The sequence below is a fragment of the Terasakiella sediminum genome, from assembly GCF_033100395.1.
Lineage (GTDB): Bacteria > Pseudomonadota > Alphaproteobacteria > Rhodospirillales > Terasakiellaceae > Terasakiella.
On sequence record NZ_JAWLVJ010000001.1, the window covers coordinates 219,701 to 244,163 of the forward strand.

24 protein-coding genes and 2 riboswitches are annotated in these 24,463 nt (G+C 49.4%); of the genes, 7 read left to right on the plus strand and 17 right to left on the minus strand.

Annotated elements, in window-relative coordinates:
- Positions 1-82: 82 nt before the first annotated feature.
- From RYZ26_RS01065 to RYZ26_RS01085, 5 genes are all read right to left on the minus strand, one after another.
- Complete coding sequence (locus RYZ26_RS01065; protein WP_317681259.1) at positions 83-859, minus strand: hypothetical protein; 777 nt, start codon at positions 857-859, stop codon at positions 83-85.
- A 151-nt stretch (positions 860-1,010) separates the two neighbouring features.
- A complete protein-coding gene (gene rlmH, locus RYZ26_RS01070; protein ID WP_317681260.1) occupies positions 1,011-1,469 on the minus strand; it encodes a 23S rRNA (pseudouridine(1915)-N(3))-methyltransferase RlmH in 459 nt (152 codons plus the stop codon).
- Positions 1,469-1,870: a ribosome silencing factor gene (gene rsfS, locus RYZ26_RS01075; protein WP_317681261.1), complete on the minus strand. Its 402-nt coding sequence runs from the start codon at positions 1,868-1,870 to the stop codon at positions 1,469-1,471. The genes rlmH and rsfS overlap by 1 nt, the downstream gene beginning before the upstream one ends.
- Entirely contained in the window at positions 1,854-2,459 is a 606-nt protein-coding gene (locus RYZ26_RS01080) for a nicotinate-nucleotide adenylyltransferase (RefSeq protein WP_317681262.1), read from the minus strand. The genes rsfS and RYZ26_RS01080 overlap by 17 nt, the downstream gene beginning before the upstream one ends.
- Positions 2,460-2,462: 3 nt before the next feature.
- Entirely contained in the window at positions 2,463-4,208 is a 1,746-nt protein-coding gene (locus tag RYZ26_RS01085) for a tetratricopeptide repeat-containing sulfotransferase family protein (RefSeq protein ID WP_317681263.1), read from the minus strand.
- Positions 4,209-4,365: 157 nt separating this feature from the next.
- Here RYZ26_RS01085 and trxA point away from each other — a divergent pair, with 157 nt between their 5' ends.
- On the plus strand, positions 4,366-4,683 hold the full coding sequence (trxA, locus tag RYZ26_RS01090; protein WP_317681265.1) for a thioredoxin TrxA: 318 nt from the start codon (positions 4,366-4,368) through the stop codon (positions 4,681-4,683).
- Positions 4,684-4,748: 65 nt separating this feature from the next.
- Here trxA and RYZ26_RS01095 read toward each other — a convergent pair whose 3' ends face one another.
- Positions 4,749-5,177, minus strand: coding sequence for an Lrp/AsnC family transcriptional regulator (locus RYZ26_RS01095; protein ID WP_317681267.1), 429 nt, complete (start codon positions 5,175-5,177; stop codon positions 4,749-4,751).
- A gap of 105 nt (positions 5,178-5,282) precedes the next feature.
- Between RYZ26_RS01095 and RYZ26_RS01100 the strand changes: the two genes are divergently transcribed.
- Positions 5,283-5,777, plus strand: coding sequence for a hypothetical protein (locus RYZ26_RS01100; protein ID WP_317681268.1), 495 nt, complete (start codon positions 5,283-5,285; stop codon positions 5,775-5,777).
- Here the strand turns inward: RYZ26_RS01100 and RYZ26_RS01105 are convergent.
- On the minus strand, positions 5,774-6,565 hold the full coding sequence (locus tag RYZ26_RS01105) for an ABC transporter permease (RefSeq protein ID WP_317681269.1): 792 nt from the start codon (positions 6,563-6,565) through the stop codon (positions 5,774-5,776). The genes RYZ26_RS01100 and RYZ26_RS01105 overlap by 4 nt on opposite strands.
- Before the next feature lie 70 nt (positions 6,566-6,635).
- Here RYZ26_RS01105 and RYZ26_RS01110 point away from each other — a divergent pair, with 70 nt between their 5' ends.
- Positions 6,636-7,196 (plus strand): regulatory protein RecX, encoded by a 561-nt coding sequence (locus tag RYZ26_RS01110; RefSeq protein ID WP_317681271.1) that lies wholly within the window; start codon positions 6,636-6,638, stop codon positions 7,194-7,196.
- On the opposite strand, the gene RYZ26_RS01115 is transcribed toward RYZ26_RS01110, so the two are convergent.
- Positions 7,179-8,567: an aminotransferase-like domain-containing protein gene (locus RYZ26_RS01115; protein WP_317681273.1), complete on the minus strand. Its 1,389-nt coding sequence runs from the start codon at positions 8,565-8,567 to the stop codon at positions 7,179-7,181. The genes RYZ26_RS01110 and RYZ26_RS01115 overlap by 18 nt on opposite strands.
- 211 nt (positions 8,568-8,778) lie before the next feature.
- Here RYZ26_RS01115 and ccoG point away from each other — a divergent pair, with 211 nt between their 5' ends.
- Positions 8,779-10,224: a cytochrome c oxidase accessory protein CcoG gene (gene ccoG / locus RYZ26_RS01120; protein WP_317681274.1), complete on the plus strand. Its 1,446-nt coding sequence runs from the start codon at positions 8,779-8,781 to the stop codon at positions 10,222-10,224.
- 178 nt (positions 10,225-10,402) lie between these two features.
- On the opposite strand, the gene RYZ26_RS01125 is transcribed toward ccoG, so the two are convergent.
- The 9 genes from RYZ26_RS01125 to gcvT all read right to left on the minus strand — a co-directional run bounded on the left by RYZ26_RS01125 (position 10,403) and on the right by gcvT (position 21,073).
- Complete coding sequence (locus tag RYZ26_RS01125; RefSeq protein WP_317681275.1) at positions 10,403-12,181, minus strand: aminopeptidase P family protein; 1,779 nt, start codon at positions 12,179-12,181, stop codon at positions 10,403-10,405.
- An 11-nt stretch (positions 12,182-12,192) separates the two neighbouring features.
- Complete coding sequence (locus RYZ26_RS01130) at positions 12,193-14,589, minus strand: DUF4175 domain-containing protein (RefSeq protein ID WP_317681277.1); 2,397 nt, start codon at positions 14,587-14,589, stop codon at positions 12,193-12,195.
- Between the two features lie 173 nt (positions 14,590-14,762).
- Positions 14,763-16,022, minus strand: coding sequence for a diaminopimelate decarboxylase (gene lysA / locus RYZ26_RS01135; RefSeq protein ID WP_317681278.1), 1,260 nt, complete (start codon positions 16,020-16,022; stop codon positions 14,763-14,765).
- Positions 16,023-16,031: 9 nt separating this feature from the next.
- Positions 16,032-16,193 carry a hypothetical protein gene (locus RYZ26_RS01140; protein ID WP_317681280.1) on the minus strand — a complete coding sequence of 54 codons (162 nt, stop codon included), beginning with the start codon at positions 16,191-16,193 and terminating at the stop codon, positions 16,032-16,034.
- A gap of 10 nt (positions 16,194-16,203) precedes the next feature.
- Positions 16,204-17,607: an argininosuccinate lyase gene (gene argH / locus RYZ26_RS01145; RefSeq protein ID WP_317681281.1), complete on the minus strand. Its 1,404-nt coding sequence runs from the start codon at positions 17,605-17,607 to the stop codon at positions 16,204-16,206.
- A gap of 108 nt (positions 17,608-17,715) precedes the next feature.
- Positions 17,716-19,020 (minus strand): hypothetical protein, encoded by a 1,305-nt coding sequence (locus RYZ26_RS01150; protein ID WP_317681282.1) that lies wholly within the window; start codon positions 19,018-19,020, stop codon positions 17,716-17,718.
- A 27-nt stretch (positions 19,021-19,047) separates the two neighbouring features.
- A complete protein-coding gene (locus tag RYZ26_RS01155) occupies positions 19,048-19,338 on the minus strand; it encodes a hypothetical protein (protein ID WP_317681283.1) in 291 nt (96 codons plus the stop codon).
- Positions 19,339-19,589: 251 nt separating this feature from the next.
- The gene (gene gcvH / locus RYZ26_RS01160) at positions 19,590-19,964 is read right to left on the minus strand and encodes a glycine cleavage system protein GcvH (RefSeq protein WP_317681284.1); all 375 of its coding nucleotides are present in this window, start codon (positions 19,962-19,964) and stop codon (positions 19,590-19,592) included.
- A 5-nt stretch (positions 19,965-19,969) separates the two neighbouring features.
- On the minus strand, positions 19,970-21,073 hold the full coding sequence (gcvT, locus tag RYZ26_RS01165) for a glycine cleavage system aminomethyltransferase GcvT (RefSeq protein WP_317681314.1): 1,104 nt from the start codon (positions 21,071-21,073) through the stop codon (positions 19,970-19,972).
- A 69-nt stretch (positions 21,074-21,142) separates the two neighbouring features.
- A riboswitch (glycine riboswitch) is annotated at positions 21,143-21,232 on the minus strand.
- 3 nt (positions 21,233-21,235) lie between these two features.
- A riboswitch (glycine riboswitch) is annotated at positions 21,236-21,334 on the minus strand.
- A 163-nt stretch (positions 21,335-21,497) separates the two neighbouring features.
- Between gcvT and RYZ26_RS01170 the strand changes: the two genes are divergently transcribed.
- From RYZ26_RS01170 to RYZ26_RS01180, 3 genes are all read left to right on the plus strand, one after another.
- Complete coding sequence (locus tag RYZ26_RS01170) at positions 21,498-21,902, plus strand: hypothetical protein (protein WP_317681285.1); 405 nt, start codon at positions 21,498-21,500, stop codon at positions 21,900-21,902.
- Between the two features lie 18 nt (positions 21,903-21,920).
- Entirely contained in the window at positions 21,921-22,139 is a 219-nt protein-coding gene (locus RYZ26_RS01175; RefSeq protein WP_317681286.1) for a helix-turn-helix transcriptional regulator, read from the plus strand.
- A gap of 306 nt (positions 22,140-22,445) precedes the next feature.
- Positions 22,446-24,449, plus strand: coding sequence for a methyl-accepting chemotaxis protein (locus tag RYZ26_RS01180; protein WP_317681288.1), 2,004 nt, complete (start codon positions 22,446-22,448; stop codon positions 24,447-24,449).
- Positions 24,450-24,463: the final 14 nt, after the last annotated feature.

Sequence of the window (24,463 nt, forward strand, 5' to 3'; positions counted from 1 at the left end):
TGGGTCGTTCCACCTAAAAAACCAAGACACTGGCTTTTAAACAGAGACGACCCACAAGGTATTCTAATATTGAGGTTGAAGCTTACTGACGGGCAGCCGCATCAATCTCTTTTAAACTTTTTTCAGCGCGGAAAGCTTTTTCGATGGAATCCTGCGCCCGTGTCACCATGTTCTTCAAAGTGTCCACGAAACCACGCATGTCATTTGCCACGTTGGTGAATGTATCTTCATACTGACCCGCTGTCGCTGCCTCAATCGCCATGTTTGTCGCGATGGAGTTGGACTGGGATACAACCTCGGCAATGCGTTTTGCCTGTTCGTTCAGATATTTAACGCCGCCATTGTCCTGGTCAAACTGTGCCAGTGCTGCAGCGATGCCATCATCCGCTGCTTCTTCGTAATATTCTTCAGCATATTCGCCTTCGGCATATTCACCTTCACCTTCGGCTGGATAGTCTGCGTAATCTGCTTCAGTATATTCGCCCTCAGCATATTCTGCTTCTGCGTATTCTTCAGCCGGGGCTTCTTCATATTCAACCGCTTCGACAGCTTCAGCGCCTTCTTCCACTTCAGGCTCCTGAAAAGCTTCAACTTTACGCATTTCCAGATTGATCTGTTCCAGGCGGTTTACCAGTTCACGGGTATATTGTGTCAGCGCCCGGATGGAAACACCGTAAGTGCCGGCACGACCGGCTGCCAATTCTGCATTCAGTGACAGGATACGCATATCTTCGGCAACATCGCCAAGTCCCTGAAAAGCTTCGAATGTATTGCGGCATTGGTCAAACAATTCGTGTTGGAACTGACCGACCTGTGAATGGGATGCGTCTAGCGCATATGAGCTTACTGAGTCTTGCATTTTTATCGCTTCGCCCCTTGCTGGTGAAATCTGTTTCTCATTTGTTATATGGGATTATGACCTGTTTCGTCAAAACCGCAAATGTCTTTCTTGTGAAATAACCCAGATTTTACAGAAAATCTTCAATTAAGCGTATGCGTTAGCAAGAATACTAGTCCCGATGATAGGGATGACCGGACAGAATCGCTTGGGCCCGGAACAGTTGTTCAGCCAGCATAGGGCGCACCAGCATATGGGGCCAGGTCATAGCACCAAAGCTTAACAGCATATCAGCACGGGCGCGCACACTTTCGTCCAGACCATCTGCGCCGCCAATAATAAAGGCAATATCACTGCGGCCCTGGTCCATCCAATTTTGGATTTTTCTGGCAAAATCCCGGCTGCCCATGGTCTTGCCGCGTTCATCCATGGCTACGATAATCGCCCCCTTGGGCACAGCATCCAGTAGAAGTTCAGCCTCTGCCTGTTTTAATTCCAGCCCACTTAACTTTTTGCGGATATCCAGTTCTTTAAGAATCGGGGCCGGGCGCATCCGATCGCAATAGGTATCAAAAAGGGCCTTCTCAGGCCCCTTCTTCCATTTACCGATTGCAAGAATGTGACTTTTCATCAGCTGATATGTTCAGAATCCGCAGATGCTGAAGCCGGGCCATCCCACATCTTTTCCAGATTGTAGAATTCGCGTACTTCCGGGCGGAACAGGTGGATGATCACATCAAAGGCATCTACAACAACCCAGTCCCCCTGATCCTTGCCTTCTGCCATCAGGCCTTTCAGGCCCGCAGCTTTCAGTTTTTCCATCAGGTGATCGGCCATCGCCACAACCTGACGCTGGGATGTACCGGATACGATCACCAGATGGTCTGCCAGACTTGATTTTCCTGCCAAATCGATGGTGACAATGTCTTTACCTTTGTCATCATCCAGAGAGGTCACAGCCAGTTCCAAAATTTCTTTGGCGCTTAGTTGGCTTTTTTTCGAACGTACGATGGTCTCATTCCTTATGTTCAAGTCTGTTTCTAATCTCGGTTGCCGATATGCTGTTCCCGCGGATGGGCATAAAAATCCAGGCCGGGGCAGTCTTTCGTTTCAGGACATGCGATTGGGAGGCAGGCAATCGTGCCTTTCCAAACCGTTTGGCCGTTTTCGACGACAACGCCTTGAAAGCATAAGTTGGACGATGGTAAATGGCAATCCTGCACATGTTGAAAATGACCTGCCAGTCTTTCCAACGATGAAATGTCGCCAGATTATCCGCCCCCATGATCCAGACAAACCGGATATTGGGATAGCGCATATGTAATGCTTTCAGCGTGTCGGCGGTATAACGGGTCCCAAGGCGGGTTTCAAGTGTTGTTATCTTGATTTTCGGGTTTTTCACCACTTTTTTGGCACTTTCCACCCGTTTTGCCAAAGGCGCCATGCCTTTTCTCGGTTTCAGTGGGTTTTGCGGGGACACCAGCCACCACACCCCGTCCAGCCCCATATCTTTCAAGGCCCGTTCAGAAATATAAACATGGCCTTCATGGGCGGGATTAAACGAGCCACCCAAAAGACCAATGGTCAGGTGCGCGTTGGGTCCAAAGGAAGGAAGACTCATGTGTTAACTGTCCTGATCCTGAAAGGCATCAATAAGGTCCTGCAGCCAGGGTTCATAGTTTTTCCAGCCTGCAATGGCACTGGTGTAAATCTCCTGCTGGACTTGCCACGAACTGGCCGTGCGCACAACCGTTTTGTCACTTTGCTGCAAAACCGCGTCCTGCCAGTCCAGATCTAGGAAACCCAGAATCTCGCGAGCATGTTCTTCAGGGTGACTGACCAGTTTTTCGTATGAAACCTCAAAGATACGATCGTCAAACAAGCCTTTCCAGAAATCCATCAGTTCCAGATGGTCCTTATAATAATCCGCGATGTTTTTTAGGTCATGGGAATAAGGATGGTGGCCAGTGAATATCTGTTGATAGATTGAAAAGCAGGTGGCGATGGGATCGCGCAATGTGTAGAGAAAACGCGCTTTCGGGAACAAGGTGGCAATCAGTCCGACCTGCTGGAAGTTCAGCGGCATTTTGTCGATTACATGCTTTTTGCCCAAACGATGCGGTTCCAGCCGGGCGAGATACCCTTCTGAAAGGAAGCTTGAAAGATCAGGGCTGAGTTCGTCTTCAATGAATTTGTCGGCATGCATCATAAATATCAGCTCACCCGCCGCCGCCACATCGTTATGGCGCGCCAGCATGGCTTCCAGTAACGAGGTGCCCGAACGGGGCATGCCGATGATGAAGATGGGACAGTCGCTATCTGACCCATCGACCTGACACTCCTTATAATTCTGGATATGACCCGACAGACGTATTGTTTCGTCGGGGCGCACCATGGCGTGGGTTGCATGATAACAAGTCATCGCCTGTTCATAGTTTTTATTACGATGATAGAACTGGGCAATGGCGTTCAGGGCAAAACTCTTTAACCGTTTATCACCTTCCTGATCCTGCAGAATCGCTTGCGTATAGTTTGCCAGTGTCTCATCGGAATGACGACGTTTGGGGTCCAGTTTTTCAAGATTCAGCGCACGGATCGGATCGCGTGCTGCCAGGTGATCCAATGCAGCTGTCATGTCATCAGACCGATTAAGCCAGTTTAACAAACGGATTCGATGATCAATAAAGCGATCATCGTCGTTTCCAATCAGGTCCAACGCTTTCTCATAATAGTCCAATTTTTCATAGGCATTGATAAGATCAATGAGGGTCTGTTCATGGTCTTCATTTAAGGACCTGGATATTTCCAGATGATGGACTGCCTCATGGGTCCAACCCAGTTTCCCCAGACAATGGCCCAAATGAAAATGGGCAAGCTGGTGTTGATCGGCACGCGCAATCACTTCTTTAAAGGCATGAATAGCTGCGACCACCTGATCCTGTTTGATATGGAACTGCCCCTTTGCAAACCACAGATCAATGTCATTGGGGCACAGTTGCAGGGCGGCCTGCCAATTGTTGGTGTGGGCACAGAGACGGGCAAAATGCAAGCGCGCGTCTTTATTTTCAGGATCGATTTTTAAAACATGATTGAAGAAGCCGGCCGCAGGTTCAAACTGCCCGGCCTCTAAAAGGACACGCCCTTTCAGGATAAAGGCGCCCACGTGATCCGGGTTAAAAGACAGGAATTGATCAGCCAGATCAAGCGCCATCTGCGGGTTGGAAAGTGCAATCGCCATTTCTGCCCAGCCCAGAAAAGCATCCACATCCGCGCTATTTTCCATCAACAGGTCGCGATAAATCGATTCCGCGCGCCCGTAGTCTTTCTGGTCAATTGCAGCTTTTGCCTGTTCAAGCTTTTGCTTGCTCACAAGGAAGGATTCCCTATCTCTTTTCAAAACGTTAGTTGGGAAAGCTTACGCCATATCCCCTTTATAAATCCAGTTTCTTTCGTTCCTTGGCTTGACGTGCTGCTTTGTTACACCTAAATTCAAGCCACGTTATTTTTTGATCCTTCAGGATAAGATTATGAGCAAAAAGATTACTGACGACAGTTTCGACGCAGATGTCGTAAACTCCGATAAACCTGTTCTTGTTGATTTTTGGGCAGAATGGTGCGGACCTTGTAAACAAATCGCACCTGCTTTGGACGAACTGTCTGAAGAACTCGATGGCAAACTGACCATCGCGAAACTGAATATTGATGAAAACCCAGGCACACCTTCCAAATTTGGCGTGCGTGGCATTCCAACACTGATGCTGTTTAAAGACGGTCAGGTTGCAGCGACTAAAATCGGTGCTCTGCCTAAAAACAAACTGCAGGAATGGATTGAATCTGTCCTCTGAGGCCAGACGCTTTATTCATAAAAAGAAGCCCCGCTTGAGTATTCAGCCGGGGCTTTTTTTGTGGCTTATCGCCAGTCAATCCGGGTTTTCATGACGCTCAAAGTCTGGATATCTGTAACCTGATGAAAGCCTGCAATTTTATCACGCAATAACCCCAATTCATCTGGCGTTTCGGTTTCCACACAAACCAGCGCATCGATATCGCCCGAGATGGATTCAAAGAAACGCACCTCGGGCATTTTCTCCAATATGGGCGCAATTTCGTGACACAAAGCCCCATTGGTTTTAATCATCAGGTAAGCCCGTGTGCGTGGCCCCGCGCTTGAGGTTTTGCGTTTAATCGTATAGGCCTGAATTTCCCCATCGCGTTCCAGACGATCAATACGTTCCTTCACCGATGTACGCGAAAGGCCCACCTTTCCTGCAAGGGTGGAGATGGTTTCGCGGCCATTGATTTCCAGAAAGTCCAAAAGCTTTTTATCGATATCATCCATTTCTGTTCAGACCTTCATTGTGACGGGGGATTGGTCATAGTGCAGGGCGCATCAATTTGGGAAAATCCGTAAAATCTCCTCACTATTCAAACAGAGGAAAGATTTATGACCCAATCCAGTATCAACACAATCTGTCCCAATTCCGGCAAACCTGTCAAGCCGGACTCCATTGCCGATTATCAGGACATGCGCATAGGATTCTGCAACCCCGGGTGTCGCGACAATTTTGCCAATAATCCAGAAAACTATCCCCATGTGCTGGGACAGTTTGCACCAACAGGCCGCCTGACCACCTATGACACCAAAAACTTTGTCTCTGATAAAGAATGGGGCAAGCTTTATATCGCAAACCTGAACGGCATCAGCGTGCGCGTCCACAGCACGTCCACGCCCTACAAATGGCATGTGAATGATGGGCAGGAAGTTTTCGCGGTTCTGGATGGCGAAGTGGAAATGCGTTATCAGCGCAACGGGGATACTTATAAATCCGTCACCCTGACTGCTGGCATGATCGCCCATATGGAAGAAGGATGTGAGCACGTCGCCCATCCCAATGGTCTGGCACGCGTGCTCGTCATGGAAAATCTGGGTAGCGTTTAGGCTTTCAATTTATAGCCCGTCTTGAACATACGGTAGCTGACAAACCACAGGAAACTATTCACGCCCAACATGACCAAAATGCCTGTCATTGGCGTGCTGTCAGATTGACCGATAAAGCCTGAACGGAACCCGTCAATCATATAGAAAAACGGGTTAATAGAGGCCAGGAACTTGCCCATTTCCGGCAAACGTTCAATGGAATAGAATGTCCCAGACAGGAAGGAAAGCGGCGTGACCACAAAGTTGGTCACCGCTGCGATATGGTCAAATTTCACCGACCAGATACCGCCGATGATGCCGAGCAATGACAACATCATCGCCCCCATCACACCATGGAACAGCACAAGGCCGAAATTATCGATTCCCATGGGGACAAACAGGCTCATGACACAAACGATGATGGTCCCTATCACAATCCCGCGTGTGGTGCCACCCATGGCATAAGCAAAGGTCAGTTCATGGGCGTTCAAAGGCGGCATCAAGGTATCAACGATATTGCCCTGAATTTTCGCAATCACGAGCGAGCTGGAGGTATTGGCAAACGCATTTTGCGTAATCGCCATCATCACCAGACCCGGGGCCAAAAATTCCATAAAGGGAACCGATCCGATCTGTTCAACTGCGCGACCCAGGGCCAATGTAAATACCGCAAAGAACAACAAGGTTGTCACCAGCGGGGCCAGCAGCGTTTGAGTATAAACTTTTAAAAACCGGCGAACTTCACGGGAATAGAGCGTCCACAGGCCAAGCCAGTTGGCAGAATTAGGATTGACTTCAATGGGAGTCATTAGAGATTCTCTTTTAGGAAATAAATGTTTATTGTTTTTATCAGCACAAAGGCATGAAGTTAAGTGAGATATGTCACAAGATCAAAAAATTCCAAGGCCCATCACCGCACAATCTCTAAGAAATGCGGCATTAAGGTACATTGATCGCTTCGCCACTTCGCGTGAAAACTTGCGGCAAGTGTTGATGCGCCGGGTGCATAAATCCCATTATCACCATGATACATCTGTGCAGGACGGCATCGACTGGGTTGAAGATATTCTCAATAAGCTGGAAAAAGCCAATTTCATCAATGATAAAACCTACGCCGAAGGCCGCGCCAGTGCCCTTCATCGCAAAGGCACTTCGCTGCGTGTTATCCGCATGAAACTGGTGGAAAAAGGCGTTTCAGAAGACGACATTAATTACGCCCTTGATGCCCTGCGCGAAGAAACAGAAAGTCCCGACTTGGAACGCGACGCCGCTATTGCCTTGGCACGTCGGCGCAGGCTTGGCCCCTGGCGTTTGCCGGAAAAACGGGAAGCCTTGAAGGAAAAAGACCTGGCCGCCATGGCGCGTGCCGGATTTTCCTATGATCTCGCACGTGACATTATTGAAGCTGAAACCCCCGAAGATTTAGACGATGGCATTTGAATAATCGTCTTCCTTCTTCAGCAATTCTGCAATCAGTTCCAGCACATGACGGGCCTGTTCCATGGAATTAGGTGCCCCCAGACAGAGACGCACACCCGTGACGGACCGATCTGAAACAGCAAAATCATCAGCAGCCACCAGTCGCACATTCTGACGGCGCATACGGCTGACAAAATCTTTCTGATCCCAATTGAGCGGCAGGGACAACCAGATATGAAATCCATTGGGGTCGGCGCGGAAAGTGTAATCAGACAAAACCTCACGTGCAATTTTCTGACGATCCCGCGCAGCTTTTGAAATTGCCTCCCCCAGCAAATCCGCACACCCCGTCGTGATCAAATCAATCGCCATGGCTTTGGTGATGGGCGATACCATCAAGGAGGTGGCACGCAGGGCCTGGGAAACTTCTTTTTGCAGTGGTTGGTCTGGGCAGGTCAGAAAGGCGACCCGCAGGGAACTGGCCACCGATTTTGCCAATCCAGCGATATAGTAACTGAGTTCCGGGGCAAAGCTGGAAAGTGGGGCCGGGGCATGTTTGGAAATGAACCCATAAGCATCATCTTCAATGATCTTCACATCATAAGTCCGCGCAATCTCTGCAATCTCGCGGCGACGCTGTGAGGGCCAGGTGGTTGTCGTCGGGTTATGCTGCGTCGGGGTGCAATAAAGGACGGACAGATTATGGCTGCGGCAAGCCTCTTCAAAGGCGTTGGGCACGATCCCGTCATGATCCATTTCCAGCCCGATATGTGTCACTCCCAGTTTTTCCACCACCGCCTTGAAACCGGGATAGGTGAATTCTTCGGATGCCACACACATGTTTCGTCCGCCCAGATGACCCAGCAAGGCAAGTAAAGTGCCTTGGGTCCCCGGACAGATCAGCAGATTGTCCGCATGGGCGGGATCATAGCGCCTTCCTACCCAGCGTGCCGCTGTTTCTCTTTCCTCAAATGTTCCGAAAAAATCCTGATAGCCAAACAAGTTTTGTTCATCCATACGCATCACCACCTGCGCCATATCGCGCTTCATCCGGTCCAGCAGGCGTTTGTCAGTAGGCAAAGGCGGGATGTTCATGCCCATATCGATGATCTGATTTTCCGGCAAGCGGTCTTCTTTCGCCCCGCGCACAAAGGTGCCCTGGCCGACACGGGCGACCAGAAGCCCACGTTTCTTTCCTTCCGCATAGGCACGGGTCACGGTGGTGAAATCAATATCAAGGCGGGCAGCAAGCTGGCGTTGTGGGGGCAGTTTATCACCTGCTTTTAAAACCGCGCGAGCCAGATCCTGTTCAATCGCATCGACAATAGCGAGATAAACCGGCTGCTGCGAATCCAGCGTATGGGGAAACCAGTGGAGGTCATTTTTCGTCATGATCTTTTGCCCTCACATACATTCCATACAATTTTAAAAATTTCATCATTTCCGCTTTTCTTACAGGCTATCAGCTCTTTAATTCAGTCACTTTATTGTATGTATAAATATTTACATACAATGTGATTTTGTATGAATTTTATATTGAAATTGCATGTATCATATGTCTTTCCTCCCCCCTATTGCAAGGCATAAAGGAAGGAATTGACACATGAGCCCCCTGCCCCCGGATCCCGCCACACTATCATCAGAAAATCAAAAGGGACCGCTTTATGCTGACCGAATTAAAATTCACCCCCGGCATATCCCTGGCTTTTATCGTTCCTTAAAATCAACCCTGATGTGGCTACTTTTAGCTTTCTATCACCTCAGCCCCTGGATCAGATGGGACCGCGATGGCGACAAGCCGGATCAAGCGATTTTGTTTGATATCGGTGGCAAGCGTATCTACCTGTTTGATCTGGAGATTTGGCCGCAGGATATCTATATGCTGACGGGCATCATGATCTTTGCCGCCGTCGGCCTGTTTTTTAGCGCGGCCATGATCGGACGGGCCTGGTGTGGTTTTGCCTGTTTCCAGACTGTCTGGACCGACCTGTTCATGAAGGTTGAATCCTGGGTAGAAGGGGACCGCAACGCCCGTATCCGCCTTGATCACGCCAAGCCAAGTTTTTCCAAATTCATGAAACGCACGGTGAAACATACACTCTGGCTTGCCATCTCCACCTTCTTTGCCTTGTCATTTCTGTGGTATTTCGGGGATGCCGCTTCGGTAACGGAGGAACTCTTCACCGGGCAAATTGATGGCTGGAGCCTGGCAACCTTCCTGACATTGCTGGTAATGACCTACGTCATGGCTGGATTTGCCCGTGAGCAAGTCTGTTTTTACATGTGCCCCTATGGTCGTTTCCAAGGGGTTATGTTTGACCAGCACAGCAAGGTCGTCACCTATGAAGATTGGCGCGGAGAAGACCGTGGTAAGCCGGGCAAGAACCGGGATTTTTCAGACCGGGGACATTGTGTGGACTGTTCCATGTGCGTTCAGGTCTGCCCCACTGGCATTGATATCCGTGATGGGCAACAGATGGAATGTATCGGCTGTGCACTCTGTATCGATGCCTGCAATGATGTGATGGCGAAATTTGATCTGCCCAAAAACCTGATTTCCTATGACAGTCAGCATAACATCGCCGCACGTGCCGCCAACAAAACACCGGAAAAGCCGTCTCACCTGCTGCGTCCGCGCACGATGATCTATGGGTTTATTCTGCTTGCGACCGTGATTGTAACCAGCTTTGCCTTGGGCAACCGGGAACTGACTGAACTGAATGTCCTGAAAGACCGCGCCCCTTTCTTTGTCACCCTCAGTTCCGGGAAAATTCAGAATGCTTATACCTTGCGCGTGCTGAACAAAAGCGACACCACACGCACATATCTTCTGGATGTGGAAGCAGCCAACTTCCCTGACTTTTCTATTGTGGGTCATACGGGTTCTCAGTTCAGCATTGAAAGCGGCAAGATCAAGACCCTGCGCGTGCTGATCAAAGGCAGGATGCTGCCGAACTATGACGGTAAACTGCCAATCCAGATCATCCTGCGTGACCCGGGACTGCATCCGATGAAAGTGGAAGAGACGATCTTTAACGGACCGAAGTAATCAGCTCTGATGCTGCAAAAAATGCAGTTGATGGTTGCCTGATTTATTCGTCATCCCCGCGAAAGCGGGGACCCAGAAAACGAGCTATAGGGCTGGGTTCCCGCTTTCGCGGGAATGACATGTAAGAAAAAAATACCCCCCAGCTGTCATCCCGGTCATCGTGCCGGGGTGGCAGTTTTTATAAAGATTCAGTCGCCTCAATCAACCAGGTTAGATCATCCCCGTCCAACAAAGGCGTCAGTTGATCACGGACTGTTTTGTGATAGTCATTGATCCAGTCAATCTCATCCTTACTCAGTAAGGAAAGCTCAATCCCTTTGCGATCAAACGGACAAAGCGTCAGTGGCTCAAACATCCGCATTTCACGCTCCCCCCCTTCTGAAGCCTGCACGCAAATCAGATTTTCCAGACGAATGCCGTACTCCCCTGTCTTGTAATAGCCAGGCTCGTTCGACACCACCATACCAACTTCCAGCCCGACCTTGCTCGGCATTTTGGAAATTCGGTGCGGGCCTTCATGGACATTCAGGAAACTACCGACCCCATGACCCGTACCATGATCATAATCCATCCCGGCCTGCCAAAGCGGACGACGTGCCAGCACATCAAGCTGTGATCCTGTTGTCCCTTTTGGAAAACGGGTGGACGAAATGGCGATATGGCCTTTCAGGACACGAGTATAGCGATCTTTCATCTCATCTGTCGGGGTGCCGCGCACCACGGTCCGGGTAATATCCGTGGTGCCATCCAGATATTGCGCACCGCTATCAACCAGATACAGTCCATTTTCCGGTAAAGGAATGGATGTTTCAGGGCTTACGCGATAATGAACAATCGCGCCATTTTCTGCCGCACCCGAAATGGTTGGAAAGCTGTAATCAAAAAACAGACCATCTTCCGCACGGATACTGTCCAGCTTGTTTGAAACAGACAGTTCATTCAGGTCCGGCCCGGCTTTCTGTTTTGATAGCCAATGAAGGAACTTCACCATCACCGCCCCATCACGGCGGTGCGCTTCGCGCATGCCATCAACTTCCACATCGTTTTTGCAGGCCTTGGGCAAAAGGCTAAGGTCATCACCCATCACCACTTTTGCACCTGCCGCCTTCAGGCGGGAATGCACCCATTCCGGGGAATATGTACCGTCAATCCGAACGGTTTTTTCATCCGCGCCCAATCCGTCCAGCACAGCCCCGATGTCACCCGGTTCATGGATACGTACATCCGCACCCAGATGAGTTTTCACCTCATCTGAAATTTTACGCCCATCCATAAAAAGGTCAGCCGTCGCATCGGCATAGATAATTGCGAATCCCAGGGCCACGGGTGTGCAGGGGATATCCCCGCCACGAATATTAAACGTCCAGGCAATGGAATCCGGCAGGGTCAGCACCATGGCATCCTGCCCGGCTTCGCTCAGGGTCTTGCCCATGTCTGCCAGTTTTTCTCCATGGGCCTGCCCACTGCAATCCAAAGGATGAACGCGCACCGGTTCCAAAGGTGGTTCGGGACGGTCTGCCCAGATGGCGTCGATAAAGTTATGCGGGGCAGGTTTTAATTTCGCGCCCAGTTTTTCACACGCCAGCTTCAGACGATGCAGGCCTGCCCCCGTGTGCAGCCACGGGTCATAAGAAAGGGCCATTCCCTCTTTTAAATAATTGGCCACCCAATCAGTTGCCGGACTTTCCGAGATATGGCGATAATCAAACAGGTCGTTATCTACTTCCTGTTCAATCTGCAACGTATAGCGCCCATCGACAAAAACGGCTGCCTTTTCTTGCAGCACTATCGCCATGCCCGCCGACCCGGTGAAGCCTGAAATCCAGGACAGACGTTCAGAACAAGGCGCGACATATTCGCCCTGATGTTCATCAGCACGCGGTACGATAAAGCCGTCCATTTCAAAGGTTTTCATTTCCGCGCGAAGGCGTTTCAGACGGGCAGCCCGATCAGTCATGGGGGATCTTCCTAAAAACGTTCCAGTAAACGTTCAATATATTTCAATTCCTGCTCGGCGCGACCCTTTTGTCCGGCCCGGCGGTATAATTCTTTTAAAATTTCACGCGATTGCTTCATTTCTGCGTCGGTTGGTACCGACTGTCCGGTTTCCCCCTGCAAAGTTCCTTTACTGCCGCGCCGCCCCAAAGGATCATAACCGGGCAATTGCTGCGGCATAGGCTGCATGCCCATTTTCTGCGCCAGGGCCTGTGCGCTGTCTTTCAAACCTTCGCGCAATTGATCCACCGCATGGGTTTGTGCCTGAACAGCTGTTTCATCCAACCCGCGCTCCAAAGATTGAACCGCGCGCTGCATGGCTTTTTCGGCCTCTATCAACGCTTTGGGGGTCTTGGTCTGCATAGCTTGCAGGCGTTTCATCTGTTCGCGCAAATGTTCCAGAAGCTTCTGTTGCTGTTCAGCCTGTTCCAGGGCTTTACGGGTTGAGCTCAGGCTCGGGCGGTCCTGATTGCGGGTGCGCTGAAAAGTTTCATCCAGCAATTTCTGCTGATCCTTTTCCAGTTGCTGCAGCTTCTTGACAACCTCACTCGCCGCCTTCATCTGATTGGGATCAACAGGGGGCTGCATGGCAAGGCGTGACAAGATAGACTGAAACTGTTCCATCACTTCCTTTGCCGCCTGGGTATTGCCCGCGCGCATCAATTCGCGTGCTTTATTCAGCAAATCCATCAGCTCATCACGCCCAATCATATCGGCATTTTCAGGCGGCATCAGATTTTCAAACCCGTCCATCTTCGGCATGGATTGCGCCATTTTCTGCAGGAACTGATCAAGGCTTTGCTGCATCTGTTCAAACAGGGCTTCCATGGCCGCACTATCTTGTGCATTCTGCATCAAATCCTGCATCTGGCGCGACATAAATTCCAGCTGATTGCGCGCACTGCCCGATGCGCCTTCTTCCAGACGCACAGCGGTTTCCCACAAAATTGCGCGCACGGCCTGCACATCCACATCCGCCATCACCGCATGCATTCTGTCAGAGGCCACGCGCAAAGCCAGATAGATCGCCACATCATCCTGAAAATCTTCGGGGTGGCGCAAAATCCGATCCAGCCAGATGCGGCCAAACACATGATCTTCCGGGCTGCCATTGACCATGCTTTTTCGGATATTGATCAAACGCAAAGCCACGGGATGGGTGAATTTTCGTTCCGGCAGGATAGACTGTATCGCAGTACCATGGGATTGTTGACCCGCACTATCAATCGCAACCGGGGTCATTACCACATCCTGCCCCGCCCAGGGGTGATCCGCCAGATTGGCACGAAACCGCCCGGTGACGTCCCGTTCATTTTCATCCAGCACCAGCACAAGGTCAGGCAGGCTATCTTTTTCCAACGCGCGAATAATCAGTTGTACCTGCTGCAAGCCATAATCATCTTCAGCCTTAAAACCCAGGGTCATATGACCGCGAAAACCGCTTCTGGGTTTTCCCGACAATTTGATGCTTGGTGGTTCATCCATTTTCAGGCGGATGGGCCAGCTGTAGATCGCCTCTTCATTGCGCATGACCTTTAAGGTCTGGCCCTGTTCAAGGCGGGTTTCCAGACTGAAATTCCCCCGTCCCAGATTTTCCAGCTTTTCAACGAACGGGCCAACCGATACAGACAATTGATCCCGCGTCGGTCTGCCTTCCAGACGCAGCAGCAATTCACTATGTTGGGCAATTTCAACAGCGGATGATAGAGGCGGGCTGTCCTGGTTCGCACTCAAAAAAGTGGGACCCAACCCTGTATGGGCAGGCGGATTAATCCAGGCTTCTATTTTCCAGTTCTGGGTCATGCCCACGTGTGATGCCGGGGCAAAACTGCGCGCCAGACGATCTGTAAAATCAAACCGGGCTTCCACTGCTCCCAACAATAAAATGATCACAAGAATAATGCTAAGGCAATAAGGATCACGATCTTCAAGGCTGAATTTCGGCCCCCGTAACGTAACTTTCCCCATGGCCTGAACCATCCGGTCCTGATGATTCAGCCAGACGGTTTGCTGAAACTTATCACGGCTTTCCCCCACCGGATGATCCAGCAGGGCAAAAAGCGGTTGATGCTTCAGGTCATTGTCGCGTTCTATCTTATGAAGAGCATTTCGTTTGGTTGGAATGCGCACCCCTGCAAAGGCGTGAACCAAAAGACCAAACAGACCCAACCCGCACAGACCAAGCACCAGCATATGCAACTGCGGGGATAAAAGGGAAAACAGATCGAACAGAATGGCTGACAGGAACAAGCTGGCCAAGATCATAAACGGCCAAAGCCGGGGCCAAAGCTGTTCCCACACCATCACGCCACGCACATAAAAGATCATGCGCTCCAGTCGTCTTAATGTGGCGTTATCAAGTTCAAGCATAAACCAGCCTTACATCTGTTTATCCCTTAAAGATAAACTGTGAATGGAAGACTGGCTATACAAGTCTTTGTGAAAATGAATTGCGAACGCTGTTCCCCGGCGCAGGCCGGGGCCTTTGAAAGTTCAGAGCCCTCTGTTCCAAGAGGTCCCGGCCTTCGCCGGGACACGGATTTTTAACCCTGCCAATTGGCAAGGCTTTCCAGATCCATCTGTTCTTCGATGTCCACACGTTTGCGGATGACAGCATAGTCATCACCTCGCACCATCACTTCCGGGATCAACGCCCGGGAATTATAGGTATTGGACATGGTCGCACCATATGCGCCTGCGGTTCTGAACGCGACCAGATCACCAGAAACCAATGCGGGTAGTTCACGGTCTTTGGCAAAGGTATCGCCTGTTTCACAGATCGGACCCACCACATCGTAAGTGACGGTGTCTTCGCCTTCGGCTTCAACCAGCGGCACAATCGCGTGATAGGCGGAATAAAGCGAGGGACGCATCAGATCGTTCATCGCTGCATCAATCACGGCAAATGTCTTTTTCGGGGCTTCTTTGACATAGAGTACTTCACTGACCAAAAGACCTGCGTTACCTGCAATCATGCGGCCGGGCTCAAATTCAAACTCAACATCCAGGTCGCCCAGTTCTTCCACAACCAGCTTGCCATATTCGACAGGCAGGGGTGTTTCAACTTCTTCGTAAGGAATGCCCAAGCCACCGCCCAGATCGACACGGCTGACGTCCAGACCGAGACCACGCAATTCGCCAACCATTTCCTTCATGCGGCGGAAAGCCTGACGAAATGGTTCCAGATCAACCAGTTGCGATCCGATATGGCAAGCCAGACCCCGAGGGTCCACGCCGGACATGTTGGCTGCGCGTTGGTAAACTTCCACCGCGCGGGTCCAGTCGATGCCGAACTTATTGTCGCTTTTCCCGGTGGAGATTTTTTCATGGGTCTTGGCATCCACATCTGGATTTACCCGCAGCACAATCGGCATGCGCGCATCCAGTTCGGTTGCCACTTCGCTCAGGACCACCAGTTCTTCTTCACTTTCCACGTTGATCTGGCGAATGCCTGTCTTCACCGCATAAGCCAAATCAGATCGGCTTTTACCCACACCGGAAAAGACGATTTTATCAGCGGGAACACCTGCCTTGATGGCGCGTTTCAATTCACCCACAGAAACCACGTCAGCCCCTGCGCCCTGATCAGCCAATGTCTTGATCACAGCCAGATTTGAATTGGCCTTCACCGCAAAACAAATGGTCGTATCCAGATCTTTTACCGCTTCGGCAAAGACCTGATAATGACGTTCCAGCGTGGCTTGGGAATAAACATAGAAAGGCGTGCCGACTTCTTCTGCGATTTTGGAAAGGGCAACACCTTCGGCGTAAAGCTCGCCGTTTTTATACTGAAAATGATCCATGGTTTTTCTTTATTTCATCAAAGTGGGGGCTTTTGTCGGGGCAGGATAGGTACGCGGATATTTCGGATCCACATCTTCCGGGGCGACGGGCTCGTTCTTGCGGCCACAGGCGCCAAGGGATGCGGTAAAGGCCGCAATCAGCATAATCATTATGAACTTGCGCATCATCATACCTATCTCCTCAAATTCTTATAAAAAAACGTTCGCGGGCTTGCACGATCTGCTTGCGTACATTATCCGGAGCCGTGCCGCCATAAGACGTGCGCGATGCAACAGACGCATCAATGGTCAGGACGTTAAACACATCAGCCGTGATGGTCGCATCGACCTTTTGCATTTCTTCCAGGGACAGATCACACAAATCACAACCTTTATCTTCGGCCAGTTTCACAATGGCACCTGTCACATGGTGGGCGTTGCGGAACGGCATATTCAGTTCGCGCACCAGCCAGTCGGCCAGGTCTGTCGCTGTCGTAAAGCCCCAGGTCGCGCTTTCACGCATCTTGTCTTTATTGACCGTCATTTCTTCGATCATGCCGGTCATCACAACAACACTCAGTTCAATCGTGTCGGCTGCATCAAAGACAGGTTCCTTATCTTCCTGCATGTCCTTCGAATAAGCCAATGGCAGCCCTTTCATGGACATCATCAGGCTGTTGAGGTCACCGACCACACGCCCGATTTTGGACCGGACCAGTTCAGCTGCGTCCGGGTTTTTCTTTTGCGGCATGATGGATGAACCCGTTGAGAAACTGTCAGACATGCGCACAAAACCAAATTGGGCAGACGACCAGATCACCAGTTCTTCTGCCATACGGGATAAATGCACTGAACAGATGGAGGCTGCAGAGAGATATTCCAGCGCAAAGTCACGATCCGACACCCCATCCAGCGAATTACGCATGGGACCGGAAAACCCCAACAGTTCCGCCGTATAGTGACGATCAATCGGATAAGGCGTGCCAGCAAGGGCCGCAGAACCAAGCGGTGATTCATTCACCCGCTTGCGCGCATCAGCGAAACGGGCCCGATCCCGGCCAAACATTTCCACATAGGCCAGCAGATGGTGGCCAAGAGATACAGGCTGTGCGGCCTGCAGATGGGTAAAGCCCGGCAGGATGGTATCCACCTGTTCTTCAGCGCGTGCAATCAAGACCTGTTGCAGGACTTTCAGCCCTTCGTCCAGACGGTCGATGGCATCACGCACCCACAGACGGAAATCGGTTGCCACCTGGTCGTTTCTAGAACGCCCGGTATGCAGACGCCCGGCAGCTTCACCGATCAATTGTTTCAGGCGGTCTTCCACATTCATGTGGATGTCTTCCAGCTGAGCGGAAAATTCAAAATCGCCAGCTTCGATCTCAGCCTGAACCTTGTCCAGACCTTCGGTGATGGCCTTGCCATCTTCTTCGGTCAGGATGCCTTGCTTAACCAGCATGGCACAATGAGCTTTGGACCCGCGAATGTCCTGAGCATAAAAGCGTTTGTCAAAATCAATCGATGCATTGATTTTTTCCATAATCGCGCTCGGGCCACCGGAAAAACGGCCACCCCACATGGTGTTGGTATCGGATTTATCGCTCATGATCAGTCCATCTATAAAGGGAAGTAATTCGTTAAGGTTTGTTTGCCCGAAACGAAAGAGTTCGTCAAGCATACAGCAACGCTTGATCTATATAGATGAATTTAGTGCCTATGAGAAAGGATTATACATCATACCCAAAATCTTCTCTATGTGTTCTGGATTGTGTAACAACCAAGCAATAAAAACTGTTACACTTAATGTTAGTAGCCCTAAAAGAGCAATTGAAAGAGCATTAAATTTGCGCTTCCAAGCCTGAAACAGTTTTGGCCAAGCACGAAAAATTTGCCATTTGTTCGTTCGGCAACGTAAGAAAGCAATGATTGCCCCCAAACCACTTACAAAAATTATCGGATTTTCTAATAGTAATTCAGCAAGTGACGTCAATATTGGAGACGGGACTGCCTTGATTTCAGGGTCTGAAAGTTTCAAAAGTGATGCGTAGGTGAAAATTAAACCTGCGCCACCGATGAGCCATGCGCGAAGATTATCTGATTTTCTGTGAGCAACACCTTGGTTTAACAAAATACCATCTTTTGCCGCTTCCATAGAGGCGGTTAAACTGTCATCACAGTGATCTGGAATATTAATCTGCTTTTTCTTACAGATCTTTTTAAATGACGTCGCATATGCCAACGTTCCAAGTGACTTTACAATTGCATCCGGTGTTTTATTTCTTTTAAATCGAATGATCTTGCGGTAAAGGGCGAATAAAACTTGGGAACACCATTCATTATCGTTATCATCTTTATGTAAATCGATAATTGTGTCTGTCGTTGGGTTATGGTGCTGGTGTTCATGCGAAATGTCTTTCACAAAAAAGAAAAGCTGACTGCAGATTTCTAAAATCTTTGCTTCTTTTTTGGGGGTATCCTGACCCAAGTTCGGAGCTGTTCCCCCTAAGGTTTCTGAATCATCATGGGTAATGATAATTTCGCCATTGCGTTGCAGCTTAAACTTTGCTGTAAAACTACTTGTGGCTGGTAGATTATCAGATGCCTTATTAAATTCGGTTCGAAGATATCTGATATCATCATCCGTTAAATCATCTCGGCTTCGCAATTCACTATACAAGGTTGTGAATGTTTTTAACGCATTGGTACGCCACAGCTTTTTATTATGCCATATAAACAAATGACCTTCCAGATACGCCTGATTGTCATCGCCCTCAGCCACAGCCTGAGCCAGACAACCGAACCACATTTGGCCATCAATACCAAATAATTTCGCCCATCTCGTTCGAAATGGAAGCATCATGTCAAGCGTATCTCGTTCCTGATAAACAATGATAAATCGCTTATCTTTAGTCGATTTGTTTTGATGCACACTCTGAGATGGATGTTTGGTGTCGCCAATCGCGCTAAACGAGAGCTGGTTGGTAACATTAGGCACCCAGCTTTTATACTGACGGATCATTAAGTCTGACTTTTTTAGGAGTTTAATTTATTCGCGAATAATTGAATCAATAGCTTCTTCGGACAAGGTGCCTTGGCTAATCCATTCACCATTTCTGACAGCGATGCCCGCCTTGCCGCGAAAATCACGTTGTAGACCATTTCTGGTTTTAACGTTGCCAGTCAAAATATTCCAAATTGAATCACCGCAACGAGCACGGTTCATTTCATATTCGCCATTATTTGATTGCCAAACACTGAAAGCAACACGGAAAAGAGAAAGGGAAATAAACAGGCCGACAAAAATGACAACCCCTTGAATCAACGGTAAATATTCCATATTTCTTCTCCAAATCCCCAGTTTGAATCTTCACTATAACAAATAAAAGTTGAAATTTGGTTGCGAAAATTCGACAAAAAGATTCCGAAAAGAATCAAGATCGCTCTTATTCTCTTCGGAACCGGGGAATATAGGGATTTTAAAGCAAATGTCAAGGTGTGATCGTAAAAGTATTATTTACAGGTAATTCACATCTAGAATAACACTTAAGATCATAAATGATCCCAAGTGTTAAGTATTGAAGCAAAGTCTTAGTCCAGACCTTCGCAGTGTTCTTTATAAGCTGCTTCGTCCATCAGTTCGTCCAGTTCTGCCGCATCCGCGATGGTCATTTTGAAGAACCAGCCATCGCCTTCTGGGGATGAGTTCACCAATGCAGGTTCATCATCCAGCGCTTCATTGCCTTCAGTGATTTCACCAGTGATCGGGGCATAGATGTCAGAGGCTGCTTTTACAGATTCAACAACCGCACAGTCTTCGCCTTTTTCAACTTCGGTGCCACCTTCTGGTGTTTCCACAAACACGATATCGCCCAGTGCATTTTGCGCATAATCAGTGATGCCAACAGTTGCCTTGTCGCCTTCAACAAGTACCCATTCGTGATCTTCAGTATATTTAACAGTCATAGTCTTTAGCCCTTATAATAACGTTGTGGAACAAACGGTAGTTTTGCGATTTCGCCCGGCATGGTTTTGCCGCGCACGATCAATTGAATTTCTGTGCCGATTTTGGAAAATTCGGTCTTCACATACCCCATGGCAACCGGCCCACCAAAGCTGGGGCCAAATCCGCCAGATGTAATTTCCCCGATGATATTGCCATCCATATCAGCGATCTCTGTATGCGCACGTGCGGGTGCGCGGCCCAGTGGCTTGATGCCAACACGTTTGCGCGCAATTCCTTCAGACAGGTGTTTCATCACCACATCGTGCCCCGGGAAGCCACCTTCCTCGCGGCGGCGCTTGCCAACAGCCCAGTTTAATGAGCCTTCAATTGGCGACGTAGTGGTATCAATGTCAGATCCGTAAAGGCAAAGGCCGACCTCAAGACGCAGGCTGTCACGTGCGCCAAGACCGATAGCCTCAACCTCTTCTTCACCCAGAAGCGTGCGTGCCAGTTCTTCGCATTTGTCTTCGGGAACGGAAACTTCGTAGCCATCTTCCCCCGTATAGCCGGAGCGAGAGACCAAACACGGAATGCCCGCAATGTCAAATTCGCCCATATTCATAAAGATCAACTGATCCACACCCGGGGCAAAACGATTCAGAACCTCGGCTGCTTTTGGACCCTGCAGGGCCAGAAGCGCGCGGTCTTCCATCAGTTCCAGCGTATGGTTGGGCAAGGAAGAGGCGATATGTTCAAAATCTGCTTCCTTACAAGCCGCATTCACCACGATATACAGATGATCACCCCGGTTGGTGACCATAAAGTCATCGCGGATGCCGCCTTCGTCATTCATCAACAAAGAATAACGAATGCCATTTTCCGGCAAGGCTTTGATATCGCTTGGCGTCAGGCTTTCAATCGCGCTTTGTACGTCGTCGCCTTTCAGCAGCGCCTGCCCCATATGTGAGACATCAAATAGCCCGCAGTTTTCACGAGTGTGCAGATGTTCTTTCATGATGCCGAGTTTATATTGCACCGGCATATCATAACCGGCAAAGGCAACCATCTTGCCACCAAGTTCGATATGCAGCGCATGAAGAGGTGTGGTTTTTAAAGTATCGCCCAAAATAAAGTTCCTTTCCCACAGGAGTGACCCAATAAATTGATCCTGAACAAACAGAATCAAAACCTGGCCCCCCTCTGTCATGGAACCTGAAAGATTCCCCTGTGCCTATGCAAGGGTTTCATCGTCGGTGGAGATGCTTGAAAAACATCTCACTTTCCAGAGTCTCATCGCCCAGCGGTCCAATATGCCTGAGAGTTTCGCAGGGGCGCATGCTCCTTCGGCGGGCACCATCCTTTATCGGCACCTCTCTCCCGCATGGGGTCATATGATGTAAGCTTATTGTATAGAGGGGGTGGGGATGGGTCAATCGGGGAATGTGATCATCCGCGTCATTCCTTGACTCCCCCTTATAAAAGACCTACAAGCCGCCAACAGTTTTGATGGCCCCGGATGGACAGGCCTGAACGTTGATCAAAGGGCCTTTCACATGCAGACATTCAAGCTGACCCCCAAGCCGCAGAGCGATTATCGCCTGGAACTGAAAGAGTTGAAGCTTCGCAGCAAGCTGGAAAAAGACGGGTTTCGTCACGACAAGGTCGTTTATGGCTTTACACAAAAGCTGAACGGTGTTGATGCCCTGGCCGAAGCCGGGATGAATATTGAGGAAATTCCCTTTGTTGAAGCCCAACAGGAACTGACCCAGGCTCTTGTTCAGCGCACGCGCGCCAAATCCAAGCTGGATCATCTGCAGCATGATCGTGAATTTAACGGGCGCGACACAGCGGGCGAAGAAGAAAAAGTTCAGCAGAAAATCACCGATTTAAATAATCAGATTCAGGAAAGCAAAACCGCCCTTGGGATTGAGGGAACGGTCAAGCATCTGAAATTCTAAGAGATAGGAATACCGAAAATGCCAAAATTATCCCCAAAAGTCCGCCCTGACATTTCCGATTGGACAAAAGACGACCTGAAAGCCTGGCGCGAAGGTCACGGGTTTGACCAAATTCAGGCCGCAGCCGCCATCGGAATTGGTCGTCAAACCTGGTTGAAAATGGAACAGGGTCGCAAGTCCGTTGACCTGGTTTATTACCTGGCCTGCGTTGGATATGATGCCCGGAAAAATACATAAGTATTTTTACATACATTAGAGTTTAAGCGCCTTTCAGAGGCGCTTTTCTTTTCCAACTGTAATTATATTCGATTAAAAATGCATCTAAACTTCAAGTTTAGGCATGTTATAAGTTTCGCTCTAAACCTCAAATTTTGCGGCGCAATATCTGCAAAATTTGGCACCTATTTCTCCTCTTAAACAGTTGATACATAAAGATAATAAAACTGTAATAAAACTGTCATGAAATATTTCGAAATATTTCCTGTACGGCTTAAAACCCTAAAGATAAAGCAAAAAACTTTATAACCGGGTGGGTCATACACAATGAAGAAATTGAAAATCTCCAACCAGATTTTTCTGATTATTGGTGTCTTTGTTCTTTCCTCTCTCGCAATCGCAGCCTATTACGCGATCAAAAGCAATGATCTGGAACGACTGAATAAAAATGTCATTTCCAACAGCCAGATCAATGAATTATCTGTTGAGATGAATACAGCTTTCCTCAATATGATCCCGACCCAGAAAACGTTTCTCACCAACCCAAGTGATGAAACGGCAAGCCGCTTTACATCCCTGGCCGCTACAATTGATCAGAACCTCGTAAAACTAAAAGAAAGCGCGGCCCATCAGGATATCCATAAGAAACTGTCTACAGAGCTCCAACACGTCACCGCCAAGTTCGCCGAGATCGAAGCATCACAAAAACTGTTGGGCTATTCCGAAAAAGAAGGCCAGCGCGGCAAGCTGCGCGGGGCCGTCCATACCATTGAAAAACGCCTGCAGAAACTGGAAGAACAATCCATCGGCACCACATTGGAAGTCGCCAATCGTCTTTTGATCAAAATGCTGATGATGCGCCGTCATGAAAAAGACTACATCATCCGGGGCAACCGCGATAAATATCTGGGCCGCATCGACAAACGCATTGTTGAATTTAAAGAAATTCTGGCAACTGCGCCTTTCACTGATGACCTGAAGGGTGAGCTGACAAAATATGCCGATTCCTATCATAAAGAAATGAACCTTTATGCTGACGGGAAGGAACAACTGTTCAAGCAGCAGGCCGAAATTGAAGCCATGATCGCGACCACTGTACAGGACCTTGAAACTTTTGCTGCCGAATCCCAGAAACAGGCACTGGCTTCTCTGCAAATGGCAGAAGATCAACGGGTGTCCATCACGACCAACATCGCCATCTGGGGCGCTGTTGCGATGATCCTCAGCATCCTGATGGGCACCAGTGCAGCACGTCAAATCATTCGTTCGCTCATACGCAACATTGATCATTTGTCCGATCTCACTAAAGGCAAAACCGATTTTGAGGTCACAGACCAGAAGCTTCCCAACGAAATTGGTGATCTCGCCCGTGCGCTGATCGTGTTCAAAGAAACCATTCAGGAAACCGATATTCTGCGTCAGGCTCAAGAACAGCAAGAAATCCGCAGTCGTGAACAACAACGCGCACTCATGAACGATATGGCCAATGCTTTTGAAAATGATGTGGGCGGTGTGGTCCAGACGGTGACGTCTGCGGCAACTCAATTGCAAGCCGCCTCCACCCAGATGGTCGGTACCGCAGGTGAAACCAGCACCAAAGCCAATGAGGTCAGCGAAGCAGCCTCCAACGCTGCCCACAACGTTCAAACGGTAGCTTCTGCAACCGAAGAACTCTCCGCCTCTATTGGGGCGATCACCGATCAGATGTCCACTTCGCGCGATGTTTCAACCCGTGCGGTCGGGATTGCAACAGAAACCAGCCGCACCATTCAGGAACTCTCCGGCAATGTGGATGAAATCGGTCTTGTTGTGGGCCTGATCAATGATATCGCTGAACAGACCAACCTGCTGGCGCTGAATGCCACAATTGAGGCGGCACGGGCTGGGGAAACGGGTAAAGGTTTCGCGGTCGTGGCAACCGAGGTCAAAAACCTCGCCAATCAGACCAGCAAAGCAACAAACGATATCTCCAAACAAATTGCCTTTATTCAGGATGGCACCACACGGGCGGTAGAAGCGATTTCGTCTATTTCCAACGTGATTGAAGAAATGAATGAAATTTCCACATCGGTTGCAGCCGCCGTGGACGAACAAGCCAGCGCCACGCAAGAAATTGCGCGCAATATCGAACAGGCATCGCACAGCACCATTCAGGTAAACGACAGTATCGTCACCGTCGGTCAGGCCACACAGGAAACCGGAAGCGCTGCCAACCAGATCGAAGATTCAGCAGGTGACCTTTCCAAACAGGCAGAATTCTTAAGGGAAAAACTAGCGAATTTCCTCTCCAATGTCAGAAATGACGAGGCGAAAACAGAGGCTGCAGAATAGTAAAACCCAAAGAA